We start from the raw sequence: 20604 nt of genomic DNA, 5'->3' as shown, positions 1-20604 counted from the left end.
CGCCTGTCCCCAACCACATGCCGGGCAAGAGGCCCGTCACTAATCTATTACCCCGAGCGGCAGGTACGTTGCTGACAGGTGGCTTGCCTCCGGCCGCCGCCGGCGGCCTGAAGCCTCCCGATCAGTAGATTCTGCTTCGGAGCTGCTTGATGAGATGGATTCCGGATCGACCGGTACGGCGGTGCGGCGTCATGCCTGGTGGGAACGAGTGAATTTTCCCATTCCGACGTTTCATGCAATGTTTATGGTTAATTCCTTGCCTGAAGGTTAATGCGTATTTTATGAATGTCGACTTTCCAGCAGGCCCTAATAACCATCTACGAATTACTGGGCTTGCGTTGCATCGCTGCTACAAGTCCGGCGCAAGCTTTGTGTTATACGCCCAGAAATAACCGTGACATGACGTCAGAAGGATTGGGCAATGATTGTTCTCGGATTGGGGTCTTGCTTCCTCGCAATTGCTGTTCTCGCGGCCGTTACGCTGCTGGACCGCATCGAAGCGACCCGCGGCCAAATTTCCCTGCGCGTCCTTTGAATTTCCATAACTAGGCGGTAAAGACCAGCCACGCGCCCGGCACGCCGGCGCGCTAAACTTCGGCTCTACTACTGCGTTTGCGTTTAACGGAACTTCCGTTCATGTCCGCCAGACTTGGCCTCTTTATCATTCTCGGCGTGACGCTCTGGCGAGTGATCACCCTTCATTTCGACACGACTGATCTATTCGTCGATGAGGCGCAATACTGGCTCTGGTCGCAGCATCTCGACTTCGGCTACTATTCAAAGCCGCCGATGATCGCCTGGGTCATTCGGGCAATGACCGAGCTTGCGGGATCGACATCGATCTATTGGATCAGGCTTTGCGGACCGCTGATCCATATGGCGACCGCAATCATGATGATGAAGACTGCCAAGCGTTTTGTCGGGTCCGACATCGAAGGGTGGACCGGTGTCACCTTCATCACCCTGCCGGGCGTTGCGCTGTCATCGGTGTTCTTCTCCACGGATGTCGTGCTTCTCTTTTTCCTGACCGTCGCGCTGTGGGCCTATTTCGGCCAGACCGCGAAGCGTTCCGCGGGTCTCGCCCTTCTTATGGGATTTGCCTTCGGCTGTGCCTTTCTGTCGAAGTACGCGATCCTCTTTGTTGTTCCCGGAGGGCTGATCGCGCTCATTCTGCTTCCCAGCGCACGTATAGCCTGGCGCGATTTCTTCATATCCGTCATCGTTGCGGTTGCCGTCGCAGCGCCGAACCTCTGGTGGAATCTTGCCCACGACGGCACAACCGTTCGCCACACCACCAACATCGCGCATTGGAGCAAGCTTCGCATCGACGTTGCCGGAGGCCTGGAATTTTTCGTGGCACAATTCGGCGTCGTCGGACCGATCGTGTTCTTCGCGATGCTCTGGGCCGTCGCGCGCGCGATCAAGGACAAGAGCGAGCCGCGGGAAAGGTTGCTGATCTGGCTATCGATGCCGGTCGTTCTGCTGATCACGCTTCAAGCACTGGTCGCCAAGGCCTATGCCAACTGGGGTGTGACCGCCTATATCGCGGGAACGATGCTTGCCGTATGGCTGCTTGACCGTCTCTGGCCAAAGGGATTGCGCATCTCGCTGATGATAAATGGCACGGCCAGTTTCCTGTTTCCGCTCGCCGCGGTCTTTGCGCACCAGCTGGTGCTGCCGAACGGCAACGAGATCATGAAGCGCTATCTCGGCCGCAGTGCGATCAGCCGCGAGGCTGGCGAGGTGGCGCGTCAATCGGTTATCCCAATCATTGTCAGCGACAGCCGCGACTTGCTGGCAGACATGTTCCACACGCTGCGAGACGATCCTGTCCGCATATACGCAAAGCCACCATCCGATGCACCAGACAACTATTACGAGCAGACCTTTGCCCTGCCGAGCGATGTTGCCGAGAGTGTTCTTTTCGTGACGACGCATCCGGTGGACTGCGCACAAACGCCCGAGTTGGTCCGGAGCTGGCAGCCGGTTGAAGGCTATTATCGCGGCAAGACGATCTTTTCCTACAGGATTTCACCGGCCTGCCTCACCGGCAAATAGACCGTCACTTCGGGACGGATGGGAGCCCAAGGCACGTTCCCGACCCCTCAACCTCCACAAACACGACGCCGCCTTTTTCGAAGGCAAGACGCAACTGCGCCTCGGTTGCACGATGAATTTCGTGGTGCTTTCCTTCATAGTCGCGGATTGTGCTGCGAGACACGGCCGCATGCTCTGCGAGGTCGAGCTGCGTCCAGTCAAGCAATCCGCGAGCGGCTCGGCAGAGTGCCGGTGTCAGAATTGTTTCCTTTGCGCCTTGACCCATAATGTCAAACCACCCATATTGGTTGAAATAAGCCATATATGTCATGTTTTAGCCGGGATTTCTAGTTCAGGAGAGAGTGATGCCGCACGATACGCCCCTGATTTCGACAATCGTCGGAGGCCTCGTGCTTGCGTTCCTTCTCGGCGCGCTTTCCAACAAGCTGCGACTGCCTCCCCTGGTCGGATATCTTGTGGCCGGCGTTCTCGCTGGCCCGCATACGCCGGGTTACGTCGCCGACCAGAGCCTTGCGCCCGAACTCGCCGAGATCGGCGTCATCCTGCTTATGTTCGGTGTCGGGCTGCACTTCTCCCTTAAAGATCTCCTGTCCGTTCGTGGCATCGCGGTCCCAGGCGCGATCGCGCAGATCGGATTTGCCACATTGCTCGGCTGGGGACTGGGCGCACTGATGGGATGGCCGACGGGAGGGAGCCTCGTCTTTGGACTTGCTCTTTCCGTCGCTTCGACAGTCGTCCTCTTGAAGGCGCTGCAGGAGCGACGGCTGATCGAGACCGATCGCGGCAAGATCGCGGTCGGTTGGCTGATCGTCGAGGACCTCGCAATGGTTCTGGCGCTTGTCCTCATCCCGGCCGCGGCCAGTATCGGCGGCGGGGATCACGCGACGGTCGAACCCCTTTCTGCCGCGATCAATAGGCTCTTCGGCCTCGACCTCGGCATCGGTGGCATAATCGTCATGACCCTCGTCAAGGTCGCGCTGTTTGTCGGGCTGATGCTGGTTTTCGGGCGACGGATCATTCCCTGGACGATGCACCGCATCGCCCACACCGGATCCCGAGAGCTGTTCCGCCTCGGTGTCCTGGCAATCGCTCTCGGCGTCGCCTTCGGCGCCTCCAAGCTCTTCGGTGTTTCGCTGGCGCTCGGCGCCTTCTTTGCCGGCATGGTCCTCGCCGAAAGCGAGCTCAGCCATCGTGCCGCCCAGGAGAGCCTTCCGCTTCGCGATGCCTTCGCGGTGCTGTTTTTCGTCTCGGTCGGCATGCTCTTTGATCCGAATATTGTTGTCCAGAAGCCGTTATTGCTGCTTGCCACTCTCTTCATTATCGTGATTGGAAAGTCGATCGCCGCCTTCCTGATCGTGCTGTTGTTCCGGAAGCCCGTCGGCACGGCGCTGACTATTTCCGCGAGCCTTGGGCAGATCGGCGAATTCTCCTTTATCCTGGCGACGCTGGGCGTCTCTCTCGGCCTGCTGCCAGAGGAGGGACGCGACCTCATCCTGGCGGGCGCCATCATCTCGATCATTCTCAACCCGCTACTCTTCTACGGTTGCGATCGCCTGCGTCTGTTGTTGGAGCGCACGAAGCGCGACGAGTCTGCCGCGGAGCCGGCGGCACCGGAGCCGGCTGAAGAACCGGCGGTAGCGGATGATGTGCAACCGACAACCCTTCGTGGACACGCAATCCTTGTCGGCTACGGTCGCGTCGGCAGCATCGTAGGGCAGAACCTCAAATCGTCCGGGACGCCTTTCCTTGTGATCGAGGACTCGGACAAGCGCATTGGGGAACTTCGGGACCAGGGAATCGAAGCGATCAGCGGCAATGCGGTTTCGCGCGAGGTACTCGACCTTGCGAACCTCGCCGGCGCGCGCAGTCTTGTCGTCGCCATTCCCAACGCGTTCGAGGCCTGCCGTATTGCCGAGCAAGGCCGCGCCATCACCCCATCCATCCTGATCGTGGCGCGCGCGCATTCGGACGCCGAGGTCGAGGCATTGAAGGAATACGGTGCAGACACCGTCATCATGGGCGAACGAGAAATCGCCATGGGCATGGTTGACCGGCTGGCCCAAGTGCATCATGACAGTGTGCCCTATGAAGACAAAGCCGAGACTGCTACAATCGCAGCCGAGGAAGCGCCTTCTCCCGATAAAGAATGAGAGACTTTTGCGCCGTTGAGCCGGTACGAGGTTGAAAATCCAAATGATCACGAGATGAGGCTCGACGCGCGCCGCATGAGCAGCCGCGTTGCGATCTCCCTGGTCGTTGCCATTTTCGCCTATCTCGGTCTGCTGCTCGGCGGCAATCTCGTCATCGGTCCGACGCGCGGCCCGAATTCGGTTTCTTCGTCCAGCAAGGACAGCCAGCCGCCGCAGGTAAGCGCGCGAGACGTCGTTCGCGGCATCTTGACCCCCGAGCGCAAGCAGGCCTTCAAATATACTCCCTATGATTCCGGTAGCGCGGCAACAAGCGTAACGCCTAGAATCGCGCTCCTCTCAACTGGGGAGCCCACGTATCCGGTCGCCTTCCCCCCGCAGCTTCATGCTGCCGATGGCAAGGCTTACGATTCGCATGGCCCGCCAGCGGCCGCGGCATGAATGCGCGCCTACCCGGCGCTTTCCATTGCTTTTAAGACACGCCGCCTGCGCGAGGAGCGCAGGCTCAAGCGTTATCAAGGATAAACAACAACATGCGTAATTCACCATGGCTGGTGTTCACCTATACGGTGATCATTCTCCTCGGCATTCTGATCGCTTTGCCGAACGCACTGCCGCAATCAACGCTCGACCGCTTGCCTTCATGGTTGCCACACAACCGGGTTTCGCTCGGTCTCGACCTTCGCGGCGGCTCGCACCTCGTTCTCGAAGTCGACGAAGCTGACCTGACCCGTGAGCGCCTGCAATCTCTCCTGCAGGACGCCCGTCGCGTGCTTCGTGAGAAGAGTATCCAGACCAAGTCGATCGTCCGCAACCAGAACCAGATCGTTGTCACCTTGACCGATCCGGCCCAGAGCGACGAAGCCGTCACGCAGCTGAAAACCCTCGGCAACGCGATCGCCACCGGCCTCAGCGCTGGCCAGTCCGATCTCTCGGTAACAACCAATGGCGGCAATATCATCGTCGCCTTCTCGCCCGCCGGCATCGCGGCAAACGTCGACTCGGCCGTTCAGCAGAGCCTCGAAGTCATTCGCCAGCGCGTCGACCAGGTCGGCGTTGCCGAACCGACGATCCAGCGTATCGGCGGGAACCGCGTGCTCGTACAGCTCCCAGGTGCACAGGACCCGTCCCGCCTTCGCCAGCTTCTCGGCTCGACCGCGAAGATGTCCTTCCACATGCTCGCCCCGAACAACCAGCCAGGACCGGGCGTAACGATGCTGCAGGACGAAAAGGGCAATACCTATCCTGTTCTCGACCGCGTCGAGATCTCGGGTGACCGCCTCTCGGATGCCCGCGTCAGCTTCGATCCAAACACGCATGAGCCGGTCGTCAGCTTCCGCTTCGACAGCGCCGGCGCAACCCGATTTGCCGAAATCACCCGCCAGAACGTTGGCAATCCCTTCGCCATCGTCCTCGACGACAAGGTTCTGAGCGCACCTGTCATCCGCGAACCGATCACCGGCGGCTCCGGCCAGATTTCCGGCAGCTTCTCGGCCGAGAGTGCAACCACGCTCGCCGCCATGCTGCGCGCCGGTGCCTTGCCCGCCAAGCTCACCGTCATCGAAGAACGCACCGTCGGTGCTGACCTCGGCGCAGACGCTATCCGCATGGGTATCTATTCGGGTCTCGTCGGCTTCGTGCTCGTCGCAGCGTTCATCTTCATCTTGTACGGCACGTGGGGCTTCCTTGCGAACTTCGCGCTGCTCGTCCACACGATCCTGACCTTCTCGGCCCTGACGCTCGTGGGCGCGACGCTCACCCTGCCAGGTATCGCGGGTGTCGTTCTCGGTATCGGTCTTGCGGTTGACGCGAACGTTCTCATCAACGAGCGCATCCGCGAAGAGACGCGCAAGGGCAAGAGCGCCTTTGCCGCCATCGACACCGGTTTCCGCCGCGCCTATTCCACGATCATCGACGGTAACATGACGGCGCTGATCGCGGCGGCGATCCTGTTCTGGTTCGGTACTGGCCCGGTTCGCGGCTTTGCCGTGACCATGGCGCTTGGCCTGATCATCTCGATGTTCACGTCCGTCGCATTCGTTCGTGTAACGATGATCGAGATCACGCGTCGTCGTAAGCTGAAGGTCCTGAACATCCGTCCGCTGATACCGATGATGTTCAATCCTTACGGCCGCCACATCCAGTTCATGAAGGCTCGCTTCTTCGGCGTGACGGTCTCGGCGCTTCTGTCGATCGCCTCGGTCGTGCTCTTCATTCATCCGGGCCTCAACTACGGCGTCGACTTCCGCGGCGGCATCCAGATGTCGGTTAAGACGCAGGAGGCCGCCGATCTCGGTCGCTTCCGCGAAGGCTTGAACGGCCTTGGCCTCGGCGAAGTCTCACTCCAAACCTACGGTGACAACAACACCATGGCGGTGCGCGCGCAGCGCCAGGACGGTGGAGAAGAAGCCCAGACGGCAGCCGTCGAGAAGCTGAAGGCGGAGATCATCAAGATCGACCCGTCGGCAACCGTGACCGGCACCGACGTCATCGGCCCGAAGGTCAGCGGCGAGCTTGCCTGGGCCGGCATCCTGTCGGTCGTTATCGCAAGCTTGGCGATGCTGTTCTACATCTGGTGGCGCTTCGAGTGGCCATTCGCTGTGGGCGCCATCGTCACGCTCATCCTTGACGTGACCAAGGCGATCGGCTTCTTTGCGCTGACCGGCCTCGACTTCAACCTCACCGCCATCGCCGCAATCCTGACGCTCGTCGGCTATTCGGTGAACGATAAGGTCGTGGTCTATGACCGCATGCGCGAAAACATGCGGCTCTATAAGTCGATGCCGCTGCGCGAAATCATCGACCGGTCGATCAACGAGACGCTGGCACGAAGCCTCTACACCAACGCGACGGCCTTCCTCGCCCTGCTGCCGATGGCGATCTGGGGCGGCAGCGCGGTCTCGAGCTTCGCGATCCCGATGGTCTTCGGCATCCTCGTTGCTGGCGCTTCGTCGATCTTCATCGCAGCGCCGATCCTGCTCTTCCTCGGCGACTGGCGTCGCCGCCACGGCAAGGCCCTCACCGCGGCCGAACCCGAAGCAGAGATCATTCCTCCGCAAGAGGGCCAGCCGCGCAAGACCGCCGGCTGAGTATGATGCTGAGCTGAATGAAATGAGGGCGCCGGCTGCAGAACCGGCGCCCCTTTATTTTCAATGGAGGGAGATTCCGCGGCCCCGGCGCAAGCGCCTCCACGATCAACCGCCACCCTCCGGCAATTCCTCGACGTTCTGGACGAACTGGACAGTTTGGATTTGCAGCCACGCGGAGATACTCTAGTTCTTTGGGCAGAACATTCGAAGCAAGCTCCAACTGCAACGGCATGACGTTTATAATCGCACTGATTCTGGCGCTTACGTCGCCCTCCAAGCCATCCGGACTGTATTCAATGGTATCTGGCATCCATCACGTGACCCTTATCACCCGAAAGGTACAGGCAAACGTGGATTTCTACGCGGGGTTTCTCGGCATGCGGCTGGTCAAACAGACCGCCGGCTTCGAAGACGCCACACAGCTTCACCTCTTTTACGGAGACGCCAAAGGCAGCCCCGGTTCGCTGGTAACCTTCCTCGTATGGGAAGACGGCTCGCCCGGGCGCGTCGGCCACAGCCAGATCGGTGAGTTGTCGCTTGCCATCGATCCCGCCAGCATCGGTTATTGGCTGACGCGCGGCATGAGTTTCGGGATCCGTTCGGAAGGTCCGGTCGATGAGTTTGGTGAACCAGTCCTGCGCCTGAAGGATCCCGACAACATCATCGTCAAGCTCGCCGGAGCCCGCGATCTGAAATCTTCGGCCGTTTGGGATGGGGCGGGTGTGCCGGTGGAGCACGCGGTTCAACGCGTGCGCGGCGTTACCATGCTGACGGAAACGCCGACCGAAAGCCGCGACTTCGTGGAGCGCCATTTCGGTTATCGCTTCCAGGCCAATCGCGGCAACATCGATCGGCTTGTGTCAGAATCCGGCGATATCGTCGACGTCAGGAATGCCCAGGGGTTCTGGTCCGGCGCTCCGGGTCCGGGGACGGCTGATCACGTCGCGTTCCGCGCTACCAGCGTAGAGCGGCTTCACAAGGTTCACGATGCGTTGAAGGAGAGCGGCGCGTCTGCGACGAACCTGCACGATCGCAATTATTTCGAATCGCTCTACGCCCGCGAGCCGGGCGGAACCCTGATCGAACTGGCGACCGACAAGCCCGGCATGACGGTGGACGAGCCACAGGCCACGCTTGGCACCAAGCTTTTCGTTCCCAAGGATCCGATCACCGATCTCAAGGATCTGAAGGTCGTTCTTCCGCAGTTTTCGATGCCCGGCGAGCCGCGTATCAATTATCGCGACCTGCCCTTCGTGCACCGCTTCTATACCCCGCCAGACCCCGACGGCAATGTCTTCGTCCTGTTGCATGGCTCGGGCGGGAACGAAACAACACTAATGCCCCTGCTGCACGAGGTTGCCCCGCATGCCACGCTGCTTGGCGTACGCGGACGGGCGACCGAAGAGGGCATTCCGCGCTGGTATAAGCGCATCACGCCATTCTCCTTCGACCAGGACGACATCAAGAGCGAGGCCGAGGCCTTTGCCGCCTTCATCGAAGGCGCCGTATCCTCATATGGACTGGATCCGAAAAAGATCGTCTATGTCGGCTATTCCAATGGCGCGAACCTGCTCAACTCACTGCTCTATCTGCATCCGAATCTGGTGCACAAGGCGGTCCTGCTGCGCTCCATGTCAGTCCTGAAGACCTATCCGCACGCCGATCTCAAGGGCACGGATCTCCTGGTCATCAGCGGAAAGACGGATGCCTATGGCAAGTACGCCAGCGAGCTTGAGACGCGTCTGAGGCAATCGGGAGCGACCGTCGATTCGGATGTCATTTCCGGCGGACACGACCTCGGCGACGCGGACGTTCCGATCATCCAGAAATGGTTGTTACAGCGGAGCAACTGACTGGACGGGTTCTGGCTGCGCCGGTACGGCGTCTCAGGCGCGGCGAGTCCTATCTCAGGTATGGCGTCCGCGCGGAAACGCCGGCAATTCCGTCCTCTTGCATTGTTCGGAAGCAACGATTGAAAGAAAAAGCGAGCAAGCCGCCGTCAATTCGCGCCAGACGATAGCAAAGAAATAACTTCCGTCCCTGTCGGTTGCACTTTCTGCTTTGCGCTGCGTATGAACAGTGGTCGCGGCGCGCCGGCGCGTGTTGGTTATTTGTTATTCATGAAGAAGTTTGCGTTCGTTTCTCCAGGGTTCTAAAGCCGCTCGCATCATCTACTACGAGACATACAACGCATAAGCATCTCTCAGGCAATATTTGGCGCCTTATAAAATAAATTTTGCTTTTTGCATGTTGCATAACGCTATTCTCATCTTATCAATATTTAATTTCGTACAATTATGAATTTTTAAGAATTATTGCAACTTGATTTATCCACGGTGTTTAAGATCTATTTTTTACATCTATATTTAGATTGTATTATTCTCTACAAGCGGCAAGAAATTACCACATTCGTCTGCGAACTGCTCCATCTGTTCTATTTTGCTGCAGCGCAAAATGCTCCTTGCCGAAGCAGGGTCTCAGCCCTATCCTCGCTTCGACATCGATCGCAGAAGGGGAAATTGAATGCCTCCTCGACCCGTGGACATCAGCCTGATCATCTCGTCGAGAAATCGGGCCCATGGACTGACAAACTGCCTGGATGCTATTTCTGTTGCCGCCCGGCAGGCAGACTATCTGAGACTTGAACTCGTCTTCGTGGACAATGGATCCACAGACGAAACGTCGGATGTCGTGCGGCAGTGGGCGTCGACCGCTCCGATCAAAACCAACTTGATCTATGAAGCGAAGCCCGGTCTCGCCGTCGCCCGCAATACGGGCTTGAGCGCCGCGAGAGGCCGCATCCTCGCCTTCACCGACGACGATTGCGAAATCTTTCCCGACTATTTCAGCACGCTCGCGGCCCTGTTCAGCTCCGATACGGAGATGGTCATGCGCGGCGGCCGGATCGAGCTCGGCGACGCGCGCGACCTGCCGGTGACGATCAAGCCTGAGATGGAACCTGCGGTGCTGACCAGCGACCTGCATGCCGGTGGCTTCATTCATGGTGCCAACATGGCGTTTCCCTACACGCTGGTTGAGAAGATCGGTCTCTTCGACACGCGTTTCGGCGCCGGATCACCGTTCCGTTCCGGCGAGGACACCGATTACGTTCACCGCGCCTTCAATGCCGGCGTGCGTGTCGAATATCTGCCCGATTTTGCCGTCAAACACTTTCATGGGCGGCGCGAGCTTGCGGATATCAAGCGCCTCCAGACCGGCTACGCCTTCGGCAACGGAGCACTATACGCCAAATACCTCTTCGATCGCCGGTCGAACATGCGCGGTATGCTGCGCTGGGAAATCCGCCAGGCGCTTATGGAAACGATGGGGCGCAGAAAACTCAACGAAGAGCTTGGCCTGACCTACCGCAGCCAGCTTCGTGACAACCTGACCGGCATGCTCGCCTACTGGCGGGCTCCGAAGGCAAAGCAGCCCGCCTGAGGCGCTCGCCTCGCCGCCAACAGAATCAACACGCGACTCTTCGCGAGCCAAATTCGATTGGATAATGCATGGCCGATACGGCAATTGCCCACGCCGACCTCAAAAAGAAAACCGCGCTTTCCGTCCTGTGGTCGGTGGTCCGCGTCGCCTGGAGCACGATCGCAACCTTTGTGATCTTCGTCATCCTCGCCCGCATTCTCGGCCCCGGCGATTTCGGCACCTTTGCGCTTGCAAGCCTGTTCGTGGAAATTGGTCGCGTGCTTGCCTATGCGGGCCTCGGCGACGCTGTCACGCGTCAGCTCGATCTCGACGAGGAGCTTGCCGACACGGCCTTCTGGGCGACGATCGCCTTCAGCGCCATCGTTGCTTCGCTTGTGTTCTTCTTTGCACCCTACTACGGCAATCTGGTGCGCGATCCGTCGGTATCAGGCATCCTTCGCTGGCTGGCGCCGCTGCTTCCGATTTCCTCGCTGGCGGTTATCCATAATGCGCGCCTCGCACGCGAATTCGGCCACAAGAGCCTCGCCGGACAGGCAATCGCCGCAAGCCTGCTGTCAGGCATCACCGCCGTCGTCTGCGCCTTTCTCGGCTGGGGCGTCTGGGCGCTCGTGGCGCAGACCGCGGTCAACGCCGCCGTGACCGTGCTCCTCGGCTGGTTCTACTATCCCTGGATGCCGAAGTTTCGCTTCAACGTCACGATGTTCCGGTCCGTCTTTCTCTTCAGCATCAGCCTCGTTGTGACGCAGCTGATGTGGATGCTGCTTGCCCGCGTGCAGGACATCTTCATTTCGCGCTGGTTCGGCCCAGTCGAAGTCGGCCGTTATCGCATTGCCTGGCGGCTGATCGAACTGATCGGGCAGGCAGTGCTCGCGCCGATTGGCAGCGTGTCGCTCGTCACGCTGTCGCGGCTGCAGAACGACCACACGGCCTTCCGCAACGCCTACAACAAGATCGTCGGCGCTGCCGCGCTCGGAACCATGCCGCTGCTGCTCGGCTTCGGCGCTATGTCGAACGACATGATCGCGCTGCTCTTCGGTGACAAGTGGGGCAATGCCGGCGACATCGCCACCGTGCTCGTGCTGATGGCGGTTCCGTTCGTCATGAACTTCTTCGCTTCGTCGGCGCTTTCCGCGGTCAACCGGGCGGAGTCGATCCTGTCCGTCGCCGCCTTGCAGCTTGCGACGACACTGATCCTTACCTGGCTGCTCGTCCCCTACGGCGTTGTCGCTGTTGCTGCGGGCTACACGCTACGCGCCTGGCTGACGATGCCTTATCAGCAATATGTCCTCGCCCGATATGCGCACATCGACGCGAAGAGCACGCTGAAGGCCGTTGCCCTGCCCTTCTGCGGCGCGGCGCTGATGGCCGTCTGCGTCTGGTTTGCGCATCCTGTCGTCCTGGCGCACGTTCACAACCGCTGGCTGGCGCTCGGCCTCAGCATTGGCCTTGGCGGCGTGATTTACCTAGCCTTCCTGCCGATCTTCGGCCGCTCGGTGATCCGCCCCTATATCGCGCTCGCCATGTCCCTCAACCCATTCCGCAAACAGGCCGAAGCTTAGCCGCTTGCATGGACTACTTGTCCGTAAACAAGGAGCATTTCATGGAATCCAATATTACGATCATCAACCGCCTTCAGGGCGTGATCGCCAATTGCCTTTCCGATCTCTTTGATCCGTCCGAGCGTTTTGCGCTTCTCGACTTTCCGAACCATTACAATATCGGTGACAGCGCCATCTGGCTCGGCGAGCTGGCCTATTTCGACCGCAAGCGCACGCGCCCGTCCTACGTAACCGAAATCCCGACCTACGATGAAGACCGGATGCTCAGCGCGATCGGCAGCGGCCGCATCTTCCTGCATGGCGGCGGCAATTTCGGCGATATCTGGGCGGGCTACCGCCAGTTCCGTGAAGGCATGCTCGACAAACACAAGGGCCGCCCGATCATCCAGATGCCGCAGACGATCCATTTCAAGGAGCAGGCCAACGTCGACAGCACCGCACGCGCCATCGAGCGTCACGGTCAGTTCACGCTTCTCGTTCGCGACCAGCGAAGCCTGGAATTTGCCCAGCGCTGGTTCCAGTGCGAAACACGCCTTTGCCCCGACATGGCCTTCTGCATCGGTCCGGTCACCCGTCCGACGCCCCAGCATGAGCTGCTGCTCAATCTGCGCGAGGACCAGGAAGTCGGCGCCGCGCAGGATCTGACGGCGGCAACCTCGCGTCCGGGTACCGTGAAGTCAGACTGGCCCGACGAGCCCGCCGATTTCCAGCGCCAGACGAAACATGCCGCAATCTTGAAAGGCCTGCTGACCGGCCGCATCGGCGGCCGCGCGCGGATGACGGAGCTTGCCTATCGCGAACGGGCGCAGCAGCGTTTCGACCGCGGCGTGGCGCTGCTGGGCTCGGCGCGCCAGGTCATTACCGACCGGATGCACGGGCACATCATGTGCGTGCTTCTCGGCGCCGATCACTGCGTCCTCGACAACAGCTACGGCAAGACGAGCAGCTTCATCCAAGCGTGGGGCACCTGCAACAGCGACAAGGCGGAGCTTGCCTCGACGGTCGACGAGGCGCTTGCCATCCTCGATGCGCGCCGCGTCGCGCCGGCGACCGCGGCCTGAAAGGCTCTCGATCAGCCTCGCCGGGCAACCAGAATCCCGGCGAGCACCACGACGCCGCCGATCGCCTGCATTGGGCCGATCGGCTCGCTGAGCAGCACCCAGGCGAGGATTGCCGCCACGACGGGCTGCAGCAGCAGCGTCAGCGAGGAGAAGGTGGCCGGCAGATAGGCAAGTGCGTAAGCAATGGCCACCTGCCCGCCCGCATGGCTGACGAAGGCGAGGCCGAAGACGATTGCCCAACCGTAGGCCGTTGGCGGCAGCATGTGGCCTTCATAGAAGAAGCCTAGCGGAAAGATACAGACAGCGGCGGACGCAGTGCTCCAGAGCATGATGCGAACCGTATCGAAGCGGCTGCGCAGCTTGCCGATCGCCAGGATGTAGCCCGCATAGAACACGGCTGCGATCACCGCGACGCCATCGCCGCCGAGATCGCCATTGCCCAGTGCCGCCGGGCCTCCCTTCAGGATGACGACACCGGCGAGAGCCAATGCCAGACCGAGAACGAACACAGGCGTGACCGCCGCGCCGAAAAACAGTAGCCCGATCACCGTGACAAAGACGGGGGCAAGATTGGCGAGCAGCGTTGCGTTCGCCACCGACGTCATGGTGATCGAGACATGCCAGGCGGCAAGATCCATGGCAAGCACGACGCCAGGCAGGATCAGCAGGGCATAATCCGAGAGCTTTTCAGGCTTCGGCCCGGCATCCCTGCCCTTCGCAAGCGAGAAGATGAAGATCGGGATCAGGGCTAGGGCCACTCGCCAGAAGGCGGTTGCCATCGGCCCGACTTCGGACAGCCGCACGAAGATCGGCGAGCCGCCGATCGCCGCGCCGCCGAGGATCAGGGCAGCAAGGGGAAATCGGTTGGATGCGGGGGTTTCAGCGATAGTCGAAGCGGCTTGCGACATGTCTCTCGAATGCTTTCTGACCGCCTTAAGACTGGCGGCGAGCAACGGACCTATCAGAAGCTGTGGCGAGCGAATAGCCGAGGAACGGCAAGGGCAGGCAAACGCGCAATCTTAAATATCTGTCGATGCGAATTTACCGCACTGTACAAATCAGCCCGAGATGACGGTCGAGAATTCAGGCGTCCCGCGGATGGTGTTGCTGACCGTGCAGATCTCTTCCGCCGCATGCGCGATCTTCAGGCGCGTCTCTTCGTCGAGGTCGCCTTTGATCGAGAAGACGATGTTGAATGCCTGGACGCGCGACGGGCCATCGCTCGCCTTTTCACCTGTGACGTCGGCGGTAATCTCGGTGACGCGGTCGAGAATGCCCATCTGGCTCGCGGCAATACGGGCGCTCAGGACCAGACAAGCCGACAACGACGCATATAGAAGGTCCAGCGGATTGAAGCCCGGTTGCGAGGCGCCGGTGACGATATCGAGCTCGCCTCTGGTGGCTGAGGTGATATGCGGAAAACCCGTGCGGCCAAGAACGGCGGCAGCGCCAACGGGACGGGGACGGGCCTTGAGGTCGGCCATACGAAAATCCTTTGGTGATGATAGCCTGTGCTAGATAGGCATTTTGAACCACCTGGGCAACGCGCTTCTCGTTAGTGGCGGAAGGACAGCAGACCATCCCAGGTGATTCGCCCTAATCTAACCGCTCGTCAACCTCAGTTTGCCATCCCGATTTCTGAGGATAGCCCCGCGCCAGCTTCAAGACGCAATATAAGTATGCCCTAAAACAGAAACGACTCATTGGAGTTATCCATGCGAGCACTTGCGGCTGTTCCTGTTGCACCGAGCGTCATCATCGATGCCGAGCCCTTCGGCTATGTCAGAAAAGTCTACGTCGACGACGAAGCCTGCTGGGGTCTCTTCGATTCCGATGGCGACGTGATCTTCGTCGGCGACGTCGCCCGCGATTGCCACGACTACGCGGCCAAGGAACAGATCCGGATCCAAATCATCCATTGAACTGTCGGCCGCGCCCGGAACGGCATGAAATCTCAAAGACGGGCGCGGTCAACCTGCCCGGCAAGCGCAATAGGCCTGCCGGACCGAAATGCATGAAAGGCCATCAGCGATATGACGGCGCCGGCGGTGTAACCACCGCCTTCTCGCCGGAGAAGACGATGAACGCGAAGAGTAACACGCCGGCCAGCGTGATGAACGACGCAATCGCCACGATCGGCTCCATGGCCGCGTTGCCCTGAAGCATGAGATAGAGCGACGGCACCATCATCGCGATACCGGCCGTATAGACGTAGTACTGGATCATGGCGATGCGCTTCTCCGCTTTCTGGGGATTGAGCGCATGGTAACCGCCAAAGATCGCCATGGTCACCCAACCCAGGAGATTACAGTGCGCATGCGCGCCGATGACGCTATGATCGCCGGAGATCGCCATTTTCAGGCCCATAACGATGCCGATGATCAGAAATAGAATGGCTGTCTTGAAGTAGAGTTGCGAGATTCGCGGCATAGAGTTCCCCCTCCGTTTGCACCGCAAGTATTATCATGGCGCAGGAGAAAGGAGAACGGCCGACACGGTGGACCGTTAGTTTCACAACACTGTCCCATTACAATCGCCAAAGTGGATCCGCGAATCGGCATTCTTGACCGGTGAGGCGAGCGGCACAGGCAACAGACGACAGCAAATTTATAAGCAATTCCTTAAACTCATCTCAGTTACTCTGTATCGTCGGCTCGTTCGCGGAGAAACGGAAATGCGAGACGTCTACAAACCCTTCGTCGCCAACGACGACCCCGATCGGGACATCCGCTGCCAGGACGCGCTGCAGTTCGCCTTCCGCGATCTCGTCGCGGCATCGGTCGAGGCAGGCTGGAACGAGCAGGAAGCGCTCGAGGCCATCATCGCGCTCGCCGACGACAGCCTCAGGCGGATCGGCGCCAATGACGATGCCAAGGCGCTGCTGGATATGTTGCGCAAGATGGCTTAGGCGGCGATCGGCAGCATATCCTGTCGATCTGAGATCATAGTCGAGTTAGGAAATCTTAGGAGTGGTGCCCAGAGCCGGAATCGAACCAGCGACACGCGGATTTTCAATCCGCTGCTCTACCAACTGAGCTATCTGGGCCAACCCGCTTCGTGGACATTCTTTCCTGCGAAAGAACCGAGGGGCCTTGGTTCGCCCCGGAAGCGAGCGGGGTTATAGCATCTTGTCCGGACATGGCAAGCGCCAAATGACAGTTTTTTGAGAAGCCGTGGAATTTTCCAAATTCATCAACGAATTTAATGGCTTCACTCGTGGAAAAACCGACTTAGTTCTCGCCCTCGCGGTCCGCCTTCGCTTCGTCGTCGGCAACGGGAATGGCGTAGGAGCCGGATAGCCAGCGCGAAAGATCGAGCTCGCGGCAGCGGTTCGAGCAGAACGGGTAGTGTTCGCGCTGGGAGGGCTTGCCGCATTCCGGGCATGGCCGCGTCTTGCGCAGCGGTTCGACCTTGGCGGCTGTTTTCTTTTCGTCCGACATCAGCGGTCCCTTCGAGGATCAGCCCTCGGGCCACCGGCTATGCACGTCGAAGCCTTCGCCGGCCAGCAGAAGGATGGTTTCATAAAGTGGCAGACCGACGACATTGGTGTAGGAACCAACCATCTTCTGCACAAAACTGCCGGCCAGACCCTGGATGCCGTAGGCGCCGGCCTTGCCGCGCCACTGCCCTGACGCAAGGTAGTTCTCGATCTCGAAACCGGAGAGGCGCTTGAAGCGAACCTTGGTCTCGACGATCTTCTGGCGGATCTTGCGGTCGGGCGTCACCAGGCAGACGCCGGTATAGACCCAGTGGCTACGGCCGGAAAGCAGATGCAGCGAGGCCGACGCCTCGTCCGCGAACTCGGCTTTGCCCAGAATCCGGCGCCCCACGGCGACCACGGTGTCGGCAGACAGAATGTAGCTGCCCTTCCACATCATGTCGCCCTTGATGGCGGCAAGTGCTGCCTCGGCCTTTTCCGTCGACAGGCGCCGGGCGAGCGAGCGCGGGTGCTCGGACTTCTTCGGTGTCTCGTCGATATCCATAGGCATGAGACGCGACGGCTCTATCCCTGCCTGATTGAGCAGATCGACGCGGCGGGGCGAGCCGGAAGCCAGAATGAGCTTGTATTTCAGCGTCATGGAACCTCGACCACCGGAAGACGGAGAAAGGAGCCTTTCGAGCCTTGTAAGCCCTACTTGAAGCGGTAGGTGATGCGGCCCTTGGTCAGGTCGTAGGGGGTCATTTCAACGAGAACCTTGTCGCCAGCCAGAACGCGGATGCGGTTCTTGCGCATGCGGCCAGCCGTGTGAGCGATGATCTCGTGTTCGTTTTCGAGCTTCACGCGGAACGTCGCGTTCGGCAAAAGCTCGGTCACAATACCCGGAAATTCGAGGACTTCTTCTTTAGGCATATAGTGGTTTTCTTCCTGTCGGTTGAGATGACGGCAAATAGCCGCCCCAAATTTTGCGCGGAAACTACACAATCAGCGGAGGTTTGTGAACCTAATTGATCGCGTTTCCGTCATTTGTTTCATGCCGATTGCGCGGCGATGCCGTTTCTCCTGACCAGCCGGCTCTCGATGAGTTCGGTCAGGTGATCGCGAACCTCCCGGTAGCTGTCCAGAATCTGCTCTCGCGTGCCTTGGACGACGGTCGGATCCATCGTCGGCCAGTAGACGACTTCGATGGCGTTTGACCGGGTCAGCTCCAGCGCGGCATGGTGTGCCTGCGGCGAGAGCGAGATGATCAGGTCGAAGTAGTCGTCCTCGAGTTCTTCCAGCGTGTGCGGATGATGCCGACCGAGAGAAAGGCCGATCTCCTCCAGCGCGACGTCGACGAAGGGATCCCGCTCCCCGGCCCGGACGCCTGCGGACCTGACGTAGACATTCGCCGGGAGCATGCTGCGGGCGATCACTTCGGCCATCGGGGAGCGAATGGCATTCATGCCGCACATGAACAGGATGGCGCCCGGTCTTGCTCCCTCGCCTGCTTCGACCAGCGTTTCCATCGGCGTCAGCCGCGCCAGTAAAGCACGCAGACCAGCGTGAACAGCCGGCGCGCGGTATCGAAATCGACCTCGATCTTGCCGTTCAGACGGTCCCTCAGCGTCTGTGATCCCTCATTGTGAATGCCGCGCCGCCCCATGTCGATCGCCTCGATGCGGCTGGGCGAGGCCGAGCGGATGGCCTCGTAGTAGCTTTCGCAGATCAGGAAATAATCCTTCACGATGCGGCGAAACGGCGTCAACGACAGGATGTGGGTCGCCACCGCACCGCCGTCCTCCGTCGTGATTGCGAAAACCAGCTTGGAATCGACCAGCGAGATGTTCAGCCGGTACGGACCGCCGGGATGGCCGATCGGCGTGAAGCTGTTTTCCTCAACAAGATCGAAAATGGCGACCGCGCGCTCGTGCTCGACGTCGGGCGTCGCTCGGCCGATGGTGTCGTCAAGGACGACGTCGCAAAGCCGAAAGTCGCCCGCTGCCATCTGTCACCCTTCCAGGTTCAGGCGGATCGCGACCGATCGCGCATGCGCGTCCAGTCCTTCGGAAACCGCAAGCGCGATGGCGGCAGGGCCGAGCGTGCGAAGCTGCTCGGGGCCGAGACGCAGGATCGAGGTGCGCTTGACGAAATCGAGTACGGAAAGACCAGAGGAGAACCGGGCCGAGCGGGCCGTCGGCAAGACGTGGTTCGAGCCGCCGACGTAGTCACCGATCACCTCAGGCGTATGGGCGCCGAGGAAGATCGCGCCGGCATTGCGAATCCGCGGCAGCAGCGCGTCCGGATCGACAACGGCAAGCTCCAGATGTTCGGGCGCGATCCGGTTTGCCAGCGGAATGACGTCCTTCAGCGACTTCATGAGAATGATCGCCCCAAAATCGCGCCAGCTCGCGGCAGCGGTTTCGGCACGATTGAGTGTCTTCAGCTGTCGCTCGACGGCAGCCTCCACCGCCTTGGCGAGCTCGGCATCATCCGTCGCAAGGATCGCCTGCGCGCTTGCATCGTGCTCGGCCTGCGCCAGCAGATCGGCGGCGATCCAATCCGGGTTGTTGTCCTTGTCGGCGATGACAAGCACTTCCGAGGGACCTGCGATCATGTCGATGCCGACGGTGCCGAAGACCTGGCGCTTGGCAGCGGCAACATAGGCATTGCCCGGACCTGTGATCTTGGCGACAGGCGCGATCGTCTCGGTGCCGTAGGCAAGGGCTGCGATCGCCTGCGCGCCGCCGAGGCGATAGATTTCGGTGACGCCCGCAAGCTTGGCGGCGGCGAGAACGGCCGGATTGACCGTGCCACCGGTTGCGGGAACGGCAATGACGATGCGGTCTACGCCGGCAACCTTCGCCGGCACGGCATTCATCAGTACCGAGCTCGGATAGCTCGCCGTACCGCCCGGCACATAGAGCCCGACCGCCTCGATCGCCGTCCACCGGGAGCCGAGGCCGACACCCATGTCGTCTTCGTAAATATCGTCCTTCGGCAACTGGCGACGATGATGCGATTCAATACGCACTGCGGCGACCTTCAAGGCGCCCAGAACTTCGGCCGGAACCGCTTCGACGGCGGCGTCGATCTCGGCCTCGCTCACGCGCATCGGAGTCACGGCGAAATCGATCCCGTCGAATTTCTTCGAATATTCGGCAAGCGCCGCGTCGCCGCGCGCCCTGACATCGTCAATGATGGCGCGAACGGCGTTGTTCACATCCTCGGAGACCTCGCGCTTGGTTGTCAGGAAGGCGGCAAACCGTTGCTCGAAGCCCTCCGATGCCTGATCCAGCCAGATTGCCAATGCGATGTTCCTCTTTAGATACTCTAAGAACCAGATCTCACGCGCCGGGATGACGCGGCTTGGATGCGGTTTCCCACGCCCCGCCGATATCCGCAAGCTGAACCTCGATGCATTCGACATCCAGCGCAATCGTTGCGGTGCCTGACAGCGCCAATTCAACCGTCCCCTCGGGCCCTTCGCCCTTCTGCTCGAAGCGAATGGCCAAAAGGGACAAAACGTCGTCGTGGTTCTGGCGGTCGACACCGGTCGAGCGCACCGCAAGCGCGCGCTTGAAGACGACAGCAGCGCGGCGGCGCTCGAAGCCCTTGCGCTTCTTGCCGGCTTCCTCCCACACGAAGCGGTTGACGGCAACCGAGAACTGACCCTCGCGTGGCGACCAGGCGATATCGGCGACCTTGAAGACGCTATCCTGCAAATGCGCGGAGACGACCGCAAGATCTTCGTTATCGAGCGCAACGAGCCTCAGATCGGTCATTCAGGCAAAACCCCATTCCCAATGCATCGCCGGAACGGCGATGCGT

Annotated in this window: 21 protein-coding genes and 1 tRNA gene; 10 read left to right on the top strand and 12 right to left on the bottom strand. The window is 60.3% G+C overall.

What is annotated here, in order from left to right; all coding sequences use genetic code 11:
* Positions 1–636: 636 nt before the first annotated feature.
* Entirely contained in the window at positions 637–2058 is a 1422-nt protein-coding gene (locus ATY80_RS05265; protein ID WP_088691354.1) for a glycosyltransferase family 39 protein, read from the top strand.
* Positions 2059–2062: 4 nt separating this feature from the next.
* On the opposite strand, the gene ATY80_RS05260 is transcribed toward ATY80_RS05265, so the two are convergent.
* Positions 2063–2368, bottom strand: coding sequence for a transcriptional regulator (locus ATY80_RS05260; RefSeq protein WP_088691353.1), 306 nt, complete (start codon positions 2366–2368; stop codon positions 2063–2065).
* Positions 2369–2402: 34 nt separating this feature from the next.
* Here ATY80_RS05260 and ybaL point away from each other — a divergent pair, with 34 nt between their 5' ends.
* From ybaL to ATY80_RS05225, 7 genes are all read left to right on the top strand, one after another.
* Positions 2403–4208 carry a YbaL family putative K(+) efflux transporter gene (gene ybaL / locus ATY80_RS05255; RefSeq protein WP_088691352.1) on the top strand — a complete coding sequence of 602 codons (1806 nt, stop codon included), beginning with the start codon at positions 2403–2405 and terminating at the stop codon, positions 4206–4208.
* Between the two features lie 54 nt (positions 4209–4262).
* On the top strand, positions 4263–4646 hold the full coding sequence (locus tag ATY80_RS05250; RefSeq protein WP_088691351.1) for a hypothetical protein: 384 nt from the start codon (positions 4263–4265) through the stop codon (positions 4644–4646).
* Between the two features lie 92 nt (positions 4647–4738).
* Positions 4739–7294 (top strand): protein translocase subunit SecD, encoded by a 2556-nt coding sequence (gene secD, locus ATY80_RS05245; RefSeq protein WP_088691350.1) that lies wholly within the window; start codon positions 4739–4741, stop codon positions 7292–7294.
* 230 nt (positions 7295–7524) lie between these two features.
* A complete protein-coding gene (locus ATY80_RS05240) occupies positions 7525–9147 on the top strand; it encodes a VOC family protein (RefSeq protein ID WP_189637085.1) in 1623 nt (540 codons plus the stop codon).
* Between the two features lie 670 nt (positions 9148–9817).
* Positions 9818–10735, top strand: coding sequence for a glycosyltransferase family 2 protein (locus tag ATY80_RS05235; RefSeq protein ID WP_088691349.1), 918 nt, complete (start codon positions 9818–9820; stop codon positions 10733–10735).
* A 68-nt stretch (positions 10736–10803) separates the two neighbouring features.
* Positions 10804–12294, top strand: coding sequence for a lipopolysaccharide biosynthesis protein (locus tag ATY80_RS05230; protein ID WP_088691348.1), 1491 nt, complete (start codon positions 10804–10806; stop codon positions 12292–12294).
* Between the two features lie 41 nt (positions 12295–12335).
* Positions 12336–13355, top strand: coding sequence for a polysaccharide pyruvyl transferase family protein (locus ATY80_RS05225; protein WP_088691347.1), 1020 nt, complete (start codon positions 12336–12338; stop codon positions 13353–13355).
* Positions 13356–13366: 11 nt separating this feature from the next.
* On the opposite strand, the gene ATY80_RS05220 is transcribed toward ATY80_RS05225, so the two are convergent.
* Positions 13367–14263 (bottom strand): DMT family transporter, encoded by an 897-nt coding sequence (locus tag ATY80_RS05220; RefSeq protein ID WP_088691346.1) that lies wholly within the window; start codon positions 14261–14263, stop codon positions 13367–13369.
* 150 nt (positions 14264–14413) lie between these two features.
* Positions 14414–14839, bottom strand: coding sequence for an OsmC family protein (locus tag ATY80_RS05215; RefSeq protein WP_088691345.1), 426 nt, complete (start codon positions 14837–14839; stop codon positions 14414–14416).
* Between the two features lie 231 nt (positions 14840–15070).
* Here ATY80_RS05215 and ATY80_RS05210 point away from each other — a divergent pair, with 231 nt between their 5' ends.
* On the top strand, positions 15071–15277 hold the full coding sequence (locus ATY80_RS05210; RefSeq protein WP_088691344.1) for a hypothetical protein: 207 nt from the start codon (positions 15071–15073) through the stop codon (positions 15275–15277).
* Between the two features lie 103 nt (positions 15278–15380).
* Here the strand turns inward: ATY80_RS05210 and ATY80_RS05205 are convergent, their stop codons facing one another.
* A complete protein-coding gene (locus ATY80_RS05205) occupies positions 15381–15785 on the bottom strand; it encodes a hypothetical protein (protein ID WP_088691343.1) in 405 nt (134 codons plus the stop codon).
* 244 nt (positions 15786–16029) lie between these two features.
* On the opposite strand from ATY80_RS05205, the gene ATY80_RS05200 reads away from it, so the two are divergent.
* Positions 16030–16263: a hypothetical protein gene (locus ATY80_RS05200; RefSeq protein WP_088691342.1), complete on the top strand. Its 234-nt coding sequence runs from the start codon at positions 16030–16032 to the stop codon at positions 16261–16263.
* 62 nt (positions 16264–16325) lie between these two features.
* Here the strand turns inward: ATY80_RS05200 and ATY80_RS05195 are convergent.
* The 8 genes from ATY80_RS05195 to ATY80_RS05160 all read right to left on the bottom strand — a co-directional run bounded on the left by ATY80_RS05195 (position 16326) and on the right by ATY80_RS05160 (position 20558).
* Positions 16326–16401, bottom strand: a tRNA-Phe gene (locus tag ATY80_RS05195).
* 184 nt (positions 16402–16585) lie between these two features.
* Positions 16586–16795 carry a DNA gyrase inhibitor YacG gene (yacG, locus tag ATY80_RS05190; RefSeq protein ID WP_088691341.1) on the bottom strand — a complete coding sequence of 70 codons (210 nt, stop codon included), beginning with the start codon at positions 16793–16795 and terminating at the stop codon, positions 16586–16588.
* An 18-nt stretch (positions 16796–16813) separates the two neighbouring features.
* The gene (locus tag ATY80_RS05185; RefSeq protein ID WP_088691340.1) at positions 16814–17434 is read right to left on the bottom strand and encodes a Maf-like protein; all 621 of its coding nucleotides are present in this window, start codon (positions 17432–17434) and stop codon (positions 16814–16816) included.
* Between the two features lie 53 nt (positions 17435–17487).
* Entirely contained in the window at positions 17488–17706 is a 219-nt protein-coding gene (gene infA, locus ATY80_RS05180) for a translation initiation factor IF-1 (protein WP_003545338.1), read from the bottom strand.
* A 119-nt stretch (positions 17707–17825) separates the two neighbouring features.
* Positions 17826–18302, bottom strand: a complete 477-nt coding sequence (locus tag ATY80_RS05175; protein WP_088691339.1) for a low molecular weight phosphatase family protein — start codon at positions 18300–18302, stop codon at positions 17826–17828.
* 5 nt (positions 18303–18307) lie between these two features.
* The gene (locus tag ATY80_RS05170; protein ID WP_007529989.1) at positions 18308–18781 is read right to left on the bottom strand and encodes a UPF0262 family protein; all 474 of its coding nucleotides are present in this window, start codon (positions 18779–18781) and stop codon (positions 18308–18310) included.
* A gap of 3 nt (positions 18782–18784) precedes the next feature.
* The gene (gene hisD, locus ATY80_RS05165; protein ID WP_088691338.1) at positions 18785–20083 is read right to left on the bottom strand and encodes a histidinol dehydrogenase; all 1299 of its coding nucleotides are present in this window, start codon (positions 20081–20083) and stop codon (positions 18785–18787) included.
* 37 nt (positions 20084–20120) lie between these two features.
* Positions 20121–20558 carry a DUF2948 family protein gene (locus ATY80_RS05160; protein WP_088691337.1) on the bottom strand — a complete coding sequence of 146 codons (438 nt, stop codon included), beginning with the start codon at positions 20556–20558 and terminating at the stop codon, positions 20121–20123.
* Positions 20559–20604 lie beyond the last annotated feature (46 nt).

The organism is Rhizobium sp. R711 (genome assembly GCF_002211365.1).
Classification (GTDB): domain Bacteria; phylum Pseudomonadota; class Alphaproteobacteria; order Rhizobiales; family Rhizobiaceae; genus Rhizobium.
Note: the sequence above shows the minus strand (reverse complement) of the source record. Positions and strands in the feature narration are given on the sequence as shown.